The sequence below is a fragment of the Mycobacterium sp. SMC-21 genome, from assembly GCF_045310825.1.
In the GTDB taxonomy this organism is placed as follows: domain Bacteria; phylum Actinomycetota; class Actinomycetes; order Mycobacteriales; family Mycobacteriaceae; genus Mycobacterium.
In genome coordinates, this window is sequence record NZ_JBJIAO010000047.1 from 1 (window position 1) to 14,630 (window position 14,630).

The 14,630-nt window shown below is 68.3% G+C and carries 14 protein-coding genes; 7 read left to right on the top strand and 7 right to left on the bottom strand.

Annotation, left to right across the window (positions count from 1 at the left end; genetic code table 11):
* Positions 1-254: 254 nt before the first annotated feature.
* A complete protein-coding gene (locus ACJH6H_RS26585; protein WP_212812874.1) occupies positions 255-542 on the top strand; it encodes a hypothetical protein in 288 nt (95 codons plus the stop codon).
* Here ACJH6H_RS26585 and efeB read toward each other — a convergent pair.
* The 3 genes from efeB to efeU are packed head-to-tail and all read right to left on the bottom strand — an operon-like array spanning position 515 to position 3,862.
* Positions 515-1,828 carry an iron uptake transporter deferrochelatase/peroxidase subunit gene (efeB, locus tag ACJH6H_RS26590; protein WP_406776140.1) on the bottom strand — a complete coding sequence of 438 codons (1,314 nt, stop codon included), beginning with the start codon at positions 1,826-1,828 and terminating at the stop codon, positions 515-517. The genes ACJH6H_RS26585 and efeB overlap by 28 nt on opposite strands.
* On the bottom strand, positions 1,809-2,969 hold the full coding sequence (efeO, locus tag ACJH6H_RS26595; RefSeq protein WP_406776141.1) for an iron uptake system protein EfeO: 1,161 nt from the start codon (positions 2,967-2,969) through the stop codon (positions 1,809-1,811). The genes efeB and efeO overlap by 20 nt, the downstream gene beginning before the upstream one ends.
* On the bottom strand, positions 2,966-3,862 hold the full coding sequence (gene efeU / locus ACJH6H_RS26600) for an iron uptake transporter permease EfeU (RefSeq protein ID WP_406776142.1): 897 nt from the start codon (positions 3,860-3,862) through the stop codon (positions 2,966-2,968). Before efeU ends, efeO begins: the two co-directional genes overlap by 4 nt.
* A 193-nt stretch (positions 3,863-4,055) precedes the next feature.
* On the opposite strand from efeU, the gene ACJH6H_RS26605 reads away from it, so the two are divergent.
* From ACJH6H_RS26605 to ACJH6H_RS26625, 5 genes are all read left to right on the top strand, one after another.
* A complete protein-coding gene (locus ACJH6H_RS26605) occupies positions 4,056-4,781 on the top strand; it encodes a lytic murein transglycosylase (RefSeq protein WP_318986711.1) in 726 nt (241 codons plus the stop codon).
* Positions 4,782-4,878: 97 nt separating this feature from the next.
* The gene (gene eno / locus ACJH6H_RS26610) at positions 4,879-6,168 is read left to right on the top strand and encodes a phosphopyruvate hydratase (protein WP_318986710.1); all 1,290 of its coding nucleotides are present in this window, start codon (positions 4,879-4,881) and stop codon (positions 6,166-6,168) included.
* Positions 6,169-6,191: 23 nt separating this feature from the next.
* Positions 6,192-6,887 carry a septum formation initiator family protein gene (locus ACJH6H_RS26615; RefSeq protein WP_406776143.1) on the top strand — a complete coding sequence of 232 codons (696 nt, stop codon included), beginning with the start codon at positions 6,192-6,194 and terminating at the stop codon, positions 6,885-6,887.
* On the top strand, positions 6,880-7,371 hold the full coding sequence (locus ACJH6H_RS26620) for a DUF501 domain-containing protein (protein ID WP_020099117.1): 492 nt from the start codon (positions 6,880-6,882) through the stop codon (positions 7,369-7,371). Before ACJH6H_RS26615 ends, ACJH6H_RS26620 begins: the two co-directional genes overlap by 8 nt.
* Entirely contained in the window at positions 7,368-8,348 is a 981-nt protein-coding gene (locus ACJH6H_RS26625) for an exopolyphosphatase (RefSeq protein ID WP_406776144.1), read from the top strand. Before ACJH6H_RS26620 ends, ACJH6H_RS26625 begins: the two co-directional genes overlap by 4 nt.
* A gap of 345 nt (positions 8,349-8,693) precedes the next feature.
* On the opposite strand, the gene ACJH6H_RS26630 is transcribed toward ACJH6H_RS26625, so the two are convergent.
* On the bottom strand, positions 8,694-9,449 hold the full coding sequence (locus tag ACJH6H_RS26630) for a cutinase family protein (RefSeq protein WP_318986707.1): 756 nt from the start codon (positions 9,447-9,449) through the stop codon (positions 8,694-8,696).
* Positions 9,450-9,706: 257 nt separating this feature from the next.
* Between ACJH6H_RS26630 and ACJH6H_RS26635 the strand changes: the two genes are divergently transcribed.
* Positions 9,707-10,534, top strand: a complete 828-nt coding sequence (locus ACJH6H_RS26635) for a class I SAM-dependent methyltransferase (RefSeq protein ID WP_406776145.1) — start codon at positions 9,707-9,709, stop codon at positions 10,532-10,534.
* 1 nt (position 10,535) lies between these two features.
* On the opposite strand, the gene ACJH6H_RS26640 is transcribed toward ACJH6H_RS26635, so the two are convergent.
* From ACJH6H_RS26640 to ACJH6H_RS26650, 3 genes are read right to left on the bottom strand one after another with little or no spacing between them, the layout of a single operon-like run.
* A complete protein-coding gene (locus ACJH6H_RS26640; protein WP_212812864.1) occupies positions 10,536-11,216 on the bottom strand; it encodes a response regulator in 681 nt (226 codons plus the stop codon).
* Positions 11,213-13,741, bottom strand: coding sequence for a DUF4118 domain-containing protein (locus ACJH6H_RS26645; protein WP_406776146.1), 2,529 nt, complete (start codon positions 13,739-13,741; stop codon positions 11,213-11,215). The genes ACJH6H_RS26640 and ACJH6H_RS26645 overlap by 4 nt, the downstream gene beginning before the upstream one ends.
* The gene (locus tag ACJH6H_RS26650) at positions 13,741-14,628 is read right to left on the bottom strand and encodes a potassium-transporting ATPase subunit C (RefSeq protein ID WP_406776147.1); all 888 of its coding nucleotides are present in this window, start codon (positions 14,626-14,628) and stop codon (positions 13,741-13,743) included. Before ACJH6H_RS26650 ends, ACJH6H_RS26645 begins: the two co-directional genes overlap by 1 nt.
* Positions 14,629-14,630: the final 2 nt, after the last annotated feature.

Genomic DNA, 14,630 nt, shown 5'->3' on the forward strand with positions numbered 1-14,630 from the left:
TGATCATCCTCGGGAAGGTGCGCCCACTTTCAGGCCGCCTCCTCGGGCCTCATCCACAGGTATTGATCATTGCTCTGAACGCAACGCCACGGTGATTTTCGGGCCGGTTTACCGCCACCCCGTTACGTTCGAGCGCGCCGGCTGACACAGCACGCGTGCCTCACGAACTTGGGATCGGTAGCCGGCGGGCCCCGGTGTGATTGCTCCAACGACGCCGACAACGAGCGTCCGAGACACCTGAGGAAGGAATCACCATGAAGCTCCCCGCCGCCATCGAACAGCACGTCAACCGCTTCGATCGTCAGCAGAGCCTGATCATCGCGATCAGCACCGGCCTCCTGGCTTTCTGGTCGGGCTACCGTGTCGCCTGGTCGCTGTACCTGACCATGACCTACGACTTCCTGTTCGGCTCGCTGGTCTTCCAGATCGCACTGTGGGGTGTCATCGGTGCGGCGGCAGCGCTCGCGTCGTTCGCGTTCTACAACCGCTACCGCACCGCCGACCAGCCCGACACTCAGCCGAGTAGCGTCGATCCCCAGTAGTCCGACGAACCATCACGCACACCCGGCGGGCAGGCGAAGATGCCGCTGCCGGTGTGCGTGATGTATTCGTTCAGAGCGTCGTTGTCGGACAACTTGGTCTGCATCGGGATGAACGATTCGGCCGGGTTGCGGACGAACGCGATGAAGAACAGCCCCGCATCCAGGTGGCCGAAACCGTCTGAGCCGTCGGTGAAGTTGTAGCCGCGGCGCAGAATCTGGGCGCCGTTGTTGGCTTCGGGGGAGGCCAGCCGTACGTGCGAGTCGACGTCGATCAGCGGCGCGCCGTCCGCGCCCTTGCTCTCGAAGTCCAGCGGGGTGAACTCGTCGGTGTACCCGTTGGGTGCACCAGTGCCCTTCTGCCGGCCGATGACCCGCTCCTGCTCCGCCAGCACGGTGCGGTCCCAGGATTCGATGAGCATCCGGATGCGTCGGCTGATCAGATACGACCCGCCCGTCATCCAGGCCGGTCCGTCGCCACCCGCGACCCAGACGTGCTTGTCGATGGCCGACGTGTCCTCGGCCTTGAGGTTGTTGGTTCCGTCCTTGAACCCGAACAGGTTTCGCGGTGTGGACTGGTTCCGCGTGGTCGACGACGTGCGGCCGAACCCCAGCTGCGAGTACCGCACCGCGACCGTGCCGAAGCCGACGCGGGCCAGGTTGCGGATGGCGTGCACGGCGACCTGCGGGTCGTTGGCGCAGGCCTGCACGACGATGTCGCCGCCGCACCGCTTCGGGTCGAGCGTCTCGTTGCGGAACTTGGGCAGGTCGACCAGATGCGCCGGCCGCTGCCCGTCGATGCCGAACCGGTCCTTGCCGTCCTTGCGGAAGAACGTGGGGCCGAAGCCGATGGTGAGGGTCAACGCAGAGGGTGAAAGGCCAAGGGCCTCACCGGTATCCGCCGGCGGGGCGTACGGATTGAGCCCGATGGCCCCGTGGGCGACGGCCTCCTCGCCGAGCGTCATGCGCTCGGCCATCTCGGTCCACTTCTTCAGCATCGCCACGACGTCGGCCTTCTTGTCCGTCGTGACGTCGAAGGTGGCGAAGTGCATGCGGTCCTGCGCCGCGGTGACGATGCCCGCCTGGTGGGTGCCGCGGAACGGCACCGGCCTACCCAGGGTGTCCTCGACGACGGCCGCGGAGGAGCGGCCGGCCAGCGCACCGGTGGCGGCGGCGCCGACGACGGCGGCCGTCACCCCGGCGGCGCCGAAGAGCTTGCGCCGGCTGAGCCCACCGGACTCGGTCACGGCCGGCTCAGTGGGTTTGGGCTCACTGCTTGGCGACGACACCCTGCACCTCGCTGACCTCCTTGCTCAGAGCATCGACGGCGCGCGAAAGTTCTTGCCGCTCAGGCTCGGTCACCTTGTCGTAGGAGATGAAGCCGTCGCCCTGGCGCCACTTGTCCAGCAGCTTCTGGACGTTGTCGAAGGCCGCCTCGACGTCCTTGCCCAGCTGCGGGTTGCGCTCGTCGAGGATCGGGTCGACCGAGCCGACCGCGGTGCGCGAGCCCTCGATGTTGGCCTGGATGTCCCAGAGGTCGGTGTGGCTGAAGATGTCTTCTTCACCGGTGATCTTGGTCTTGGCGATCTCGTCCAGCAGTTCCTGCGCGCCGCCGGCGATCTTGGTGGAGTCGATGGTCCACTTCGGATCCTTGACGCCCGCGTCGAGCTCCTTGACGTCGGCGACCAGCTGGTCGGCCAGGGCATTGGCGTCGGGCTGCAGGCCGGTGACCCACAGCTGCTTCTCCAGCACGTGGAAGCCGGTCCACTTGTCGCCCGGCTTGACGTCGGCTTCACGCAGGTCGATCCGCGGGTCCAGGTCGTCCGGGAACGACTCGGCGACGGGCTCGATGCGCTCGTAGAACGTACGGGCCTTCGGGTACTGCGCCTTGGCGCCGGCGACGTCACCCTTCTTCACGGCGGCGGCGAAGGCCTCGGTCGCGGGCACCAGCGCGGTGGTCTGCTCGACGACGTACTTCTTGTAGAAGTCCGCGGCTTCCTTGAACTTGCCGGTGTCGTCGATCTTGACGGTGTCGCCGGTGACGGTGAAGTCGCCGCGAATGCCGTCGCCGACCATGCCGGGCTTGCACGCGGTCTTGTAGGTGCCGGCTTCGGGCAGCTGCACGATCAGCTTGCGCTGCAGGCCGGGGGAGACGTTCTCGATCTCGCCCATGACCTTGTCGCCGGGGCCGTAGACGTAGAACTCGGTGACCTTGGTGCCGTTGTTGGTGACGACGAAGGTGCTGGTGCCCGTCTTGGCCGACGTTGCCGACAGCTTGCAGGCATCATCGGTCGCGGTCACGGTGATCTCGCCGGAGGCGGACTTGTTCTCGTCCGTCTTGGACGAGCACGCGGAGACCGCGGTCAGGCCGGCGAGCAGGGCTACCGAGGCAGCTACGCCGGTCTTGACGTTCAGGGCAGCGAGATTCACTTGGCGGACCTTTCGAGAGTGGCAGCAGGGGCGGGTTTGGCTGCGACGGGTCGCAGGAACAGCGTCAGGACGACCACGAGGTACGCCAGCCAGCAGACGAACTGCAGGATCGAGGGGGCGGGGCTGACGTTGAAGACGCCCTGGATCACCTGGCCGTACCACGACGACCAGTTGAAGGCGCCGGTCATGTCGAAGGCCTTGGCGCCCAGGCCGGGCAGCCAGCCGACGGTCTGCAGCGCGTGGATGGCGTACGACAGGATGCCCGCGGCGACGACGACGAGGAACGCGCCCGTGTACTTGAAGAACTTCGCCAGGTTGATCCGCACCGCGCCGGCGTACATGCCGTAGGCGACGACGACGGCGATGAGCAGGCCGATCACGAGTCCGGCCAATGGCCACGCGGTTGACGCGTTGGCGTAGCCGACCATGAACAGTGCCGTCTCGACGCCCTCGCGGCCGACAGCCAGGAAGGCCAGGGTGGCGACGGCCATCCCGCCGGTCTCCAGGGCGCGCGCCATGTCGCTGCGCAGTTCGCCGGAGATGGTGGCGGCGGCCTTGCGCATCCACAGCACCATGGTCGTGACGATGATCACCGCCACCAGGGAGGCGACGCCGGCGATGGCCTCGGCTGCCAGGCCGGAGATGGTGTTCTCGCTGAGCTGGATGGACAGGAAGACGCCGATGGTCATCGCGATGGCGGCGGCGACCCCGAGCCAGACCCACTTGAGGGCGTCGCGACGGTCGGACTTCACGAGGAAGGCGATGAGGATGGTGACGACGATCGCAGTTTCGAGGCCTTCACGAAGGCCGATCAGCAAGCTGCCAAATAGCTGTGAAGAAATGCCCGGGCCTGCGGCGACCAGCGATGTCGAGACCGCGAAAGTGGTGGTCATCCGCAATCCTTAGATAGACTAAACGGCAACACAGGTTTGCCTTGCCAAAGCAAGGCAAGCCAACCTTATCAGCGGATGGGTGGCCGTCGTACCTTCGTGCCGGAAAGCTTGCGCTTCGGGGTGCACTCAGCTCGGCATGCGACGATGACGGGCGACGAATCCGTCGACAATCTCTGGGTATAGGGGAGTACCGGTGTTGCGAGCGCGTTGGCTGCGGGCGAGCGCTGTTGTCCTCGCGACGGCGCTCCTGATGGCCTCGAGCTGCTCGTTTCAGCCCGGCTACCTGCGCGGAGTGCCGCCGCCGCCGGGGCCTGCGGTGCCTCCGATCAATACCCATGTGAAGGGTCGGGGCGCGGACCAGCTGCGTGACTGGGCCGAGCATCTGGCACCGCCGCTGGGCATTCCGGTCATGGCACTGGAGGCCTACGGGTACGCCGCGCGCGTGGCCGAGGTCGAGAACCCCAAGTGCCACATCGCGTGGACGACGCTCGCGGGCATCGGGATGGTCGAGAGCCACCACGGCACCTACCGCGGCGCGACCATCGCCCCGAACGGTGACGTCACGCCCCCGATCCGCGGCGTGCCACTCGACGGCACCATGAACAACCTGCGGATTCCGGACTCCGACTCCGGCAGCATGGACAGCGACGACGCCGTCGACCGCGCCATGGGGCCCATGCAGTTCATCCCGGACACGTGGCGGTTGTACGGCGTCGACGCAAACAACACCGGGTTCGCCAGCCCCGACAACATCGACGACGCGGCGCTGTCGGCGGCGGGTTATCTCTGCTACCGCGGCAAGGATCTGTCCAGCCCGCACGGCTGGATGGACGCGCTGCACGCCTACAACCTGTCCGACGACTACGCGCGCGCCGTGCGGGACTGGGCGACGGCGTATGCCAACGGGCACCAGCGATAGGTTGCGATAGGTACCGGTAGCTGCCGCACTTCTACTACGGGCACCGTTTAGGCTGATGGGCGTTCGCACGAGTCCGTGACGCCAGAGGGAGACCCAAGTGCCAATCATCGAACAGGTCGGAGCCCGCGAGATTCTCGACTCTCGGGGAAATCCGACGGTCGAGGTCGAGGTCGCTCTGACCGATGGAACCTTCGCTCGCGCGGCGGTGCCGTCGGGTGCGTCGACCGGTGAGCACGAGGCTGTCGAACTGCGCGACGGCGGCGCGCGTTACCTCGGCAAGGGTGTCGAGAAGGCCGTCGAGGCCGTGCTCGACGAGATCGCTCCCGCCGTCATCGGCCAGGCCGCCGACGACCAGCGCATCATCGACCAGGCGCTGCTGGACCTGGACGGCACGCCGGACAAGTCGCGCCTCGGCGCCAACGCCATCCTCGGCGTCTCGCTGGCCGTGGCCAAGGCCGCTGCCGACTCGGCCGGCCTGCCGCTGTTCCGGTACATCGGCGGCCCGAACGCCCACATCCTGCCGGTGCCGATGATGAACATCCTCAACGGTGGCGCGCACGCCGACACCGGTGTCGACGTCCAGGAGTTCATGGTCGCCCCGATCGGTGCCCCCACCTTCAAGGAATCGCTGCGCTGGGGCGCCGAGGTCTACCACTCGCTCAAGTCGGTGCTCAAGAAGCAGGGTCTGGCGACGGGCCTCGGTGACGAGGGCGGTTTCGCGCCCGACGTTGCCGGCACCCATGCCGCGCTCGAGCTGATCAGCACCGCCATCGACGCCACCGGCCTCAAGCTGGGCAGCGACGTGGCGCTGGCCCTGGACGTCGCGGCCACCGAGTTCTACACCGACGGAACGGGTTACGCCTTCGAGAAGCAGACCCGCACCGCCGAGCAGATGGCCGAGTTCTACGCCTCGCTGCTCGATGCGTTCCCGCTGGTGTCCATCGAGGACCCGCTGTCGGAGGACGACTGGGACGGCTGGGTCGCGCTGACCAACGCCATCGGTGACCGCGTCCAGCTCGTCGGCGACGACCTGTTCGTCACCAACCCGGAGCGGCTGGAGGAGGGCATCGAGAAGGGTGCCGCCAACGCGCTGCTGGTGAAGGTGAACCAGATCGGCACGCTCACCGAGACCCTGGACGCCGTGGCCCTGGCGCACGCCGCGGGCTACAAGTCGATGATGAGCCACCGCAGTGGCGAGACCGAGGACACCACCATCGCCGACCTGGCCGTCGCGTGCAGCTGTGGCCAGATCAAGACCGGTGCCCCGGCCCGCAGCGAGCGCGTCGCCAAGTACAACCAGCTGCTCCGCATCGAGGAGACCCTGGGTGACGCCGCGCGCTACGCCGGCGACCTGGCGTTCCCGCGTTTCGCGTTGGAAGCCAAGTAGTTTCGCGGGTCTGACCTACCGACATGCCCGATCCCAAACGGCGTTCCCCCGCCTCTCGCCCCGCCAAACCCGGCGAGGCGAAGCGGGGGCGTGCCGGGGCCGGCACGTCGGCGGCCAAGGCGGCTAACCGCCCCAAGGCGGAGCCGCGGCGCGTTCCGGAGAACCTGCCGGCCCCGGTCACCGAGCCCATCCGGCAGGCCTATGCGGAGTCGGTCGAGCACCATGCCGAGCAGCGGCTGGGGTCGGCGGCGCGGCGCGCGGCGATCCTCGCCGTCGTGGTGTGCGTGCTGACCCTGACCATCGCCGGGCCGGTGCGGACGTTCTTCGCGCAGCGCACCGAGATGCAGCAGCTGGCCACCGCCGAGTCCCAATTACGTTCGCAGATAGCCAATTTGGAGCAGCAGAAGGTGAAGCTGGCCGACCCGGTGTACATCGCCGCGCAGGCTCGTGAGCGGTTGGGCTTCGTGATGCCGGGTGACATCCCGTATCAGGTGCAACTGCCTCCCGGCGCCGTCACGACCCCCGTCGCGCCCGCGCCGTCGCCCACCGCCAAGAGCAACCAGCCCTGGTACACCGCGCTGTGGCACACCATCGCCGATCAGCCGCACGGGCTCACGCCGGCGCCTGCCGTCGTCCCGCCCGGTCCCGACGGGGTCACCCCCGACGGTGACGTGCCTCCGACTGATCTACCCGCACCTCAGGCGCCGCCCGGTGGTTGACGCTGCAGATCTCGAAGCCGTTGCGGCCCAGCTGGGGCGGGAGCCGCGTGGCGTCCTGGAGATCGCCTACCGCTGCCCCAACGGCGAGCCCGGCGTGGTCAAGACCGCGCCTCGGCTGCCCGACGGAACCCCTTTTCCCACTTTGTATTACCTGACCCATCCGGCGCTGACGGCCGCGGCCAGCCGGCTCGAGTCGTCGGGTCTCATGCGCGAGATGACCGAACGGCTGCAGGCCTCCGAGGAGCTGGCGGCGGCGTATCGGCGCGCGCACGAGTCGTTCCTGGCCGAGCGGGACGCCATCGAGTCGCTGGGCACTACGTTCTCCGGCGGCGGGATGCCCGACCGGGTCAAGTGCCTGCACGTCGTGATGGCGCATTCGCTCGCAAAAGGCCCGGGCCTCAACCCCTTCGGTGACGAGGCATTGGCGTTGTTGGCAGTCGAACCGGCGATGGCCGGCATTCTGGATCCGAAGGTGTGGGTGTGAGTTCGCGCGTTGCGGCGGCCGACGGCGTGCGGCGCGTCGCTGCTGTTGACTGCGGCACCAACTCGATCCGTCTGCTCATCGCGGACGTCGTCGACGGCCGGTTGCAGGACGTGCACCGCGAGATGCGGATCGTCACTCTCGGTGAAGGTGTCGACGCCACAGGCGAATTCGCGCCCGCAGCGCTCGCCCGGACCGAAGCTGCGTTGGCCGACTACGTCGAGGTGATGCTGGCGCACGACGTGTCCAAGGTGCGGATGGTCGCGACCTCCGCGGCGCGCGACGCCGGCAACCGCGACGAGTTCTTCGCCATGACCGCAAGGCAACTGGGCCGCGTGATGCCTGGTGCCGTCGCGGAAGTCATCACCGGGACCGAGGAAGCCGCGTTGTCGTTCCGCGGCGCCGTCGGCGAATTGGACCCGGCCACAGGGCCTTTCGTCGTCGTCGACCTGGGTGGCGGCTCGACCGAGGTGGTGCTCGGCGGGTCCGGTGCCTCGGTTGCGGATGTCGTCGCGAGCTTCTCGGCCAACATCGGCTGCGTCCGGCTCACCGAGCGCTGCCTGCAGACCGACCCGCCCACTGCCGACGAGGTCGCGGCCGCGCGTGCCGTGGTGCGCGAGAAGCTGGCCGAGGCTCTGAGCGTCGTGCCCATCGAGGGTGCCCGGACGTGGGTCGGTGTGGCCGGCACGTTCACCACGGTTGCCGCCCTAGCGCTGGGGCTACCGGAGTACGACTCTGAGGTGATTCATCTGTCCCGCATCGGAATTCCGGATGTGGTCAAGGTGTGCGACGAGCTGATCGCGATGCCGCGGGCGCAACGCGCCGAACTCGGCCCCATGCACCCGGGCCGGGTTCCGGTGATCGGCGGTGGATCGGTCGTCGTCGAGGAATTGGCCCGCGAATTCGGTCAGCGGGCGGGGATCACGGAATTGGTGGTCAGCGAGCACGACATCCTGGACGGCATCGCGCTGTCGGTCTGACCTCGAGCGTGGGGGTTCACGCGGAAAAACGCGGAAAATCCCTCGCCAACCCCCACGGTCGGCGGTCGAGATTTCTGGCTAGACCTTGCAGTTCGGGCGGTTGTGGCAGTGATGTCCGTCGCGGCAGGCGTTGCACTGACAGCCACAGGTCGACACGTTCTTGGTGGAAACCTTCATTACTGATCACCCCTGATTGTCTCGGCTTATCGAGATATGACTACCTCACCATAGTTCGATCGCGGGGCGGAGTGAAGGTCGCAAAGGAGCCCGAACGGTGTCATGACAGACCGACGGCCGGAACCAGTCCTCGTGAGACTGACTTCCGGCCGTCGGCAGGGGGGTGATTCAGTTGGCTGTGTCGTCCGAGGCCTGGACCATCGGGGCGGCCGGAGCGGCGGGCGCACCCAGCTGGCGGGCGACGAAGTCCGCGGCCTGGTTGGCCATGCCGTTGAACTTGTAGGCGCTGTGGGCGGAACGGTCCATGCCGCCACCGCAGATCGGGTCGCCGGGGGCGCACAGCTGGATGGTCTTACCGGCGTAGGCGCTGCCGATGTTGATGGCGGGGGCGCTGCGGTCGGCGACGCTCAGCACGAACGGGCTCGGGGTGCCGAACAGGACGACGGCGGCGACGTGCGAGGCGACCGAGGCGGGCATCGGGCCGGAGATGCCGGCGGGCAGGACGAATCCGGCGGGGACGCTGCTCATCGTGCTGTAGCCGGCGACCGCCGCGCCCTGCGAGTAACCACCGATGACGATCTTGGTGGCGGGGCACGAGGCCGCGATGGACTCGATGCGGTTGGTGGCGTCTGCGACGCCGTCGGCGGCTGCGCCGAAGTCCAGAGAGGCCGGGTAGTTCACACCGTAGGCGTCGATGTTCCGTCCGGGCATCCGGGCGTTCAGTGCGTCGACGAAGGCTTGGCCGGTGGCCCCGACGCCAGGGCTTTCGAAAGTGCCGCGGGCGAAGACCACTTCGACGTTGGCACAGGAGTCGTCGGCGGCGTTGGCCGTGGCGACCGGGCCGGCGATGGCGCCGGCGATGATCGTGAAGGCGGCCACGGCGGTCAGTGCCACCTTGCCGGCCGCGTTACGAATGGCGCTCATGTTGTTTTCCCCGTCCCTTGGAAGTACCAGTTGCCTGGTATAAGCCGAACGGGGGAGCTGCGATTCCGCCGCGCGGTGTGACGTACCGCATACGTAGGGCCACTAAGCATCGGGGATGAACTGCGGGCTCTCCTGCGTTGGGTTCGGGTCGCGCAATTCAGGGTGTCGTCGTTCGCGTCATGGAGAGCGCGAGTGGTCGGCCGAGTGCCGAATAAAAATCAGTCGAACTGTGCGTGTCGAATTGTGAGGATGAAGCCGTGATCGACGACTGGCGCAGCATGAACCTGGCGAATTGGGAGGCGCGCGTACCCCTGCACACGGCGCCCGATGGCTACGACCTGGCCGCCTTCGACGACCCCGAATACCTTTCGGCCGTAGTGCGTTACGACCTGCCGCGGCTCGGGCGGCTGGACGGCAGCGACGTGGTGCACCTGCAATGCCACATCGGTACCGACACCGTATCGCTGGCCCGGCTCGGCGCCCGGTCGGTCACCGGCCTGGACTTCTCACCCGCCGCACTCGACGCGGGCCGCGCCCTGAGCCGTCGGGCCGATGCCGACGTGCGCTTCGTCGAATCCGATGTGGCCGGGGCGGTCCGGGCGCTCGGTGCGGCGTGCTGCGACGTGGTCTATACCGGCATCGGCGCCCTGTGCTGGTTGCCCGACATTCGCCAATGGGCGGCCGTCGTCGCCGATCTGCTGAGGCCGGGAGGCCGGCTGTTCATGCGTGAGGGCCACCCGGTGCTGTGGGCGATGTGCGACCCCCGGCCCGACGGACTGCTGGTTCTGGAATACCCGTACTTCGAGACGGCGGGCACGATTTTCGTCGACCACGAGAGCTACGCAGGCTCGGGTGCCATCACCGCGCCGGAGTCGGTCAACTTCAATCACGGTCTCGGGGAGATCTTCACCGCCCTCACCGCGGCCGGACTTACCGTCATCGCGCTGGAGGAACACCGCGAGGTGCCGTGGAACCCGTTGGGCGAGGCGATGATTCCCAGCCCCGATTTCGCGGAGGAGTACGTGCTCGCCCACGGGCGTGACCGGGTGCCGATGACCTACACCCTGCAAGCGGTGAAACGCTGACCTACTCCTGGAAGCGATAGCCCATGCCGGCCTCGGTCAGCAGGTGCTTGGGGTGCGACGGGTCGACTTCGAGCTTGCGGCGCAGCTGCGCGAGATACACGCGTAGGTAGTGGGTCTCCTTGGCATAGGCCGGCCCCCACACCTCCTTGAGCAGCTCCTCGCGGCCCACGAGCTTCCCGCGGTTGCGCACCAGCATCTCCAACATGCCCCACTCGGTGGGCGTCAGGTGCACCTCGGTGCCGCTGCGCGTGACGCGCTTGGCCGCCAGATCGACCGTGAATGAGGAGGTCTCGACGACGGGTTCGTCGGTCTCGGACGCGGCCGCGCCACGGCGTACCGCGGCGCGCAGCCGGGCCAGGAACTCGTCCATGCCGAACGGCTTGGTGACGTAGTCGTCGGCGCCGGCGTCGAGGGCCTCGACCTTGTCCATCGAGTCGGTGCGCGCGGACAACACGATGACGGGCGCGGTGAGCCAGCCGCGCAGCCCGGCCAGCACGTCGATGCCGGACATGTCCGGCAGGCCGAGGTCCAGGATCACCACGTCGGGCTTGTGTTCGGCGGCCGACTTCAGCGCCTCGGCGCCCGTGGCCGCGACAGAGACGTCGTAGCCGCGCACCGAAAGGTTGATGCGCAGGGCGCGCAGAATCTGCGGTTCGTCGTCGATGACCAGAACCCGTGTCACACCCGATCCTTTCCCGCGGCCGCCAGGTCAACCACGACCGTCAGCCCGCCGCCGGGGGTGTCGGTGGCAGAGATGGTGCCGCCCATTGCTTCGACAAATCCTCGTGCCACCGAAAGACCAAGTCCCACACCGGTGCTGTTGTCATGGTCACCGAGGCGCTGGAACGGCGCGAACAGTTGCTCTTCGGTGCCGCGGGGGATGCCCGGCCCCTCGTCGACGATGGTGATGAGCACCCGCTCGCCGACCTGCCCGGCATTCACTCGCACCACGCTGCCCGCGGAGTAACGCAGCGCGTTGTCGATGAGGTTGACCAGCACCCGCTCGAGCAGGCCCGCATCGGCGAGCGCGACGGCGTCGCCCACTTCGACCTTGACCCGGTCGAGCCCGCGGTTCGCGTAACCGGTTGCTCCGCGGCTGATTCCGAGCAGCGCCCGCTGCACCACCTCTTCCATGTACACCCGCCGCAGCTCCGGCTTCACCACCCCGGCGGCCAGTCGCGACGAGTCGAGCAGGTTGCCCACCAATGCGGTCAGTTGATCGACCGATTCCTCGACGGTGGCCAACAGTTCGGCGGTGTCCTCGGGCGAGAATCCGACGTCCTCGCTGCGCAGGCTCGACACCGCCGCCTTGGCCGCGGCCAGTGGGGTGCGCAGGTCGTGGCTGACGGCGCTCAGCAGGGAGCGGCGCAGCTCGTCGGCCTTGGCCAGGGCTTCGGCGCGGCCGGCTTCCTCGGCCAGGGCGCGCTGGCGCACCAGCCCCGCCGCCTGCCGCGCGACGGCGCCGAGCACCCGGCGATCGCGGGCCTCGGTCTTGCGGCCGGCCATCAGCAGCCAGTATTGGTCGTCGCTGACCTCGATGGCGGTGTCGGCGGAATCGACTGTCACACAGGGTTCTTTGCCGACGCAGGCGACGATGCCGTCCTCCTCGTGCAACAGGCTGACGGCCCGTTGCGCGTACGTCTCCCGGACGCGCTCGAGCAGTGTGGTCAGGTCGGCGCCGCGCAGCACGCTACCGGCGAACAGGGCCAGCAGCTCGGCCTCCTGCGACGCATGCCGGGCTTCCCGGGATCGTTTGGCGGCACCGTCGACCAGCGCGGCGACGGCGACCGCGACCGCCAGTAGCACCACGATGGTCAGGGCGCTGTCGGGGTCGGCGATGGTGAAGCTGTACCGCGGGGCGACGAAGAAGTAGTTGAGCAGCAGGCCCGACAGCACGGCCGACAAGGCCGCCGGGGCGACGCCGCCGAGCAGCGCGACGACCAGCACGCCGATGAAGAACACCGCGCTCTCGCCGCCGATGTGCAGGAACGGATCCAGTAGTGCGGTGACGGCGGTGATGACGGCGGGCACGACGATCGCGGCGAGCCACGACGCCAGGTGCCGCTGCCCGCGGGTCGCCGTCGACCACGACCAGCCGGGCCGGGACTGCTCATGGGTGACCATGTGCACGTCGATCTTGCCGGAGTTCTGGACGGTCTTGGCGCCGATGCCCTCGTCGAAGAGCCGGGCCCACCGCGACCGCCGCGAGGTGCCGAGCACCAGCTGGGTGGCGTTCATCTCGCGCGCGAAATCCAATAGGGCACTGGGGACGTCACCGTCACTGCCGCCGACGACGGTGTGCAGCGTGGCGCCGAGGCTGGCCGTCAGCTCGCGCACCTTGCCCATCTGCGGGGCGGAGACGCCCGTCAGCCCGTCGCCGCGGACGACGTGCACCACCATCAGCTCGGCACTGGATTTGGAGGCGATGCGCGACGCGCGCCGTACCAGGGTCTCTGATTCGGGGCCGCCGGTGACCGCCACGACCACGCGTTCGCGGGCCTCCCAGGTGTCCGAAATATTGTGCTCGGCACGGTATTTCGCGAGCGCGGCGTCGACCTGGTCGGCCAGCCACAGCAGCGCCAGTTCGCGCAGTGCGGTGAGGTTGCCCTGCCGGAAGTAGTTGGACAGCGCCGCGTCGACGCGTTCGGGTGCGTACACGTTGCCGTGGGAGAGCCTGCGGCGCAGGGCTTCCGGGGTGATGTCGACCAGTTCGATCTGGGCGGCGCTGCGGACCACGGAGTCCGGCACCGTCTCCTGCTGCTCGATGCCGGTGATCTGGGCGACGACGTCGTTGAGGCTTTCCAGGTGCTGGACGTTGACGGTGGAGATGACGGTGATGCCGGCGTCGAGCAGTTCCTCGACGTCCTGCCAGCGTTTGGCGTTCTTGCTGCCGGGCGTATTGCTGTGCGCCAGTTCGTCGACCAGCACCACCTCGGGGTGGCGCGCCAGCACCGCGGGAACGTCCAACTCGGCGAACGTCCCGCCGCGGTAGTCGATGAACCGCGGCGGGATCCGTTCGATGCCTTCCATCGCCTGGGCCGTCTTCTTACGACCGTGCGTCTCGACCACGGCGGCGACGACGTCGGTGCCGCGTTCGAGACGGCGGTGCGCCTCGCCGAGCATCGAGAAGGTCTTGCCCACGCCGGGGGCCGCACCCAGGTAGATGCGTAGCTCGCCCCGCTTGTCCGGCGTTCCCATGTCTCCCATCATCCAATACGGGCTGGGTACTTCTGGTCCAACGCGACATTCAGCTGCAGGACGTTGACCCGCGGCTCACCCATGAAGCCCAGGGCGCGGCCGGTGGCGTTGTCGCGCACCAGCGCCCGGACCTGGTCAGCGGAAAGGTGCCGCGCCTTCGCGACCCGGTCCACCTGCAGGTCTGCGTAGTCGGTCGAGATGTCGGGGTCCAGGCCGCTGCCGCTGGCGGTGACGGCGTCGGCCGGCACCTGGGGATCGGCGGGCGCCGTGCCGCGGATGGCGACGATCTGTCCGGCGGTGTAATCCGCGCCATCCGTGGCGCATTCGACCCGCACGCCCTCATACGCCGCCAGGAACGGCACCCTGGTGGTGGCGCACGGCTGGTTGACGCTGACCACCTGGGTGGGGTGGCTGACATTGCCGGTGGCGTCCCGGGGGCCGATCACCGACAGCACCGCGCCCACGCCGTCGGCGGTGCAGAACGGGCGGGCGCCGGCGGCGTGATCCAGGCCCTCGGCGTCGGCGACGGCGTAGCTGCGGGTGCACACCTGGGTCAGCAGGCTCGGCTTGTTGGGCGCATCGACGATGCTCTCGGGGCCGAGATTGCCCGCGCCGCTGGACATCGGGTCGTACCCGGTGCCGGCGTTGGACGGCCGGCTCTGGAAATACTGCGGCAGCGCATTGCCTTTGGCATCGGTGAACAGCTGGCCGATCAGGGAGCTGCCGACGACCTTGCCGTTGACCGTGACGAGTGAGCCGTCGGCCTTGTCCTTGAGTCCGGGCAGTTGGGCGACGGCCCAGACGAGGACCGGGTAGGCCAGACCGGTGATGACGGTCAGGACGAGCAGCGCGCGCAGGGCGGCGCTGTGTACGCGAATCAGGTTGCCGACGTTCATGA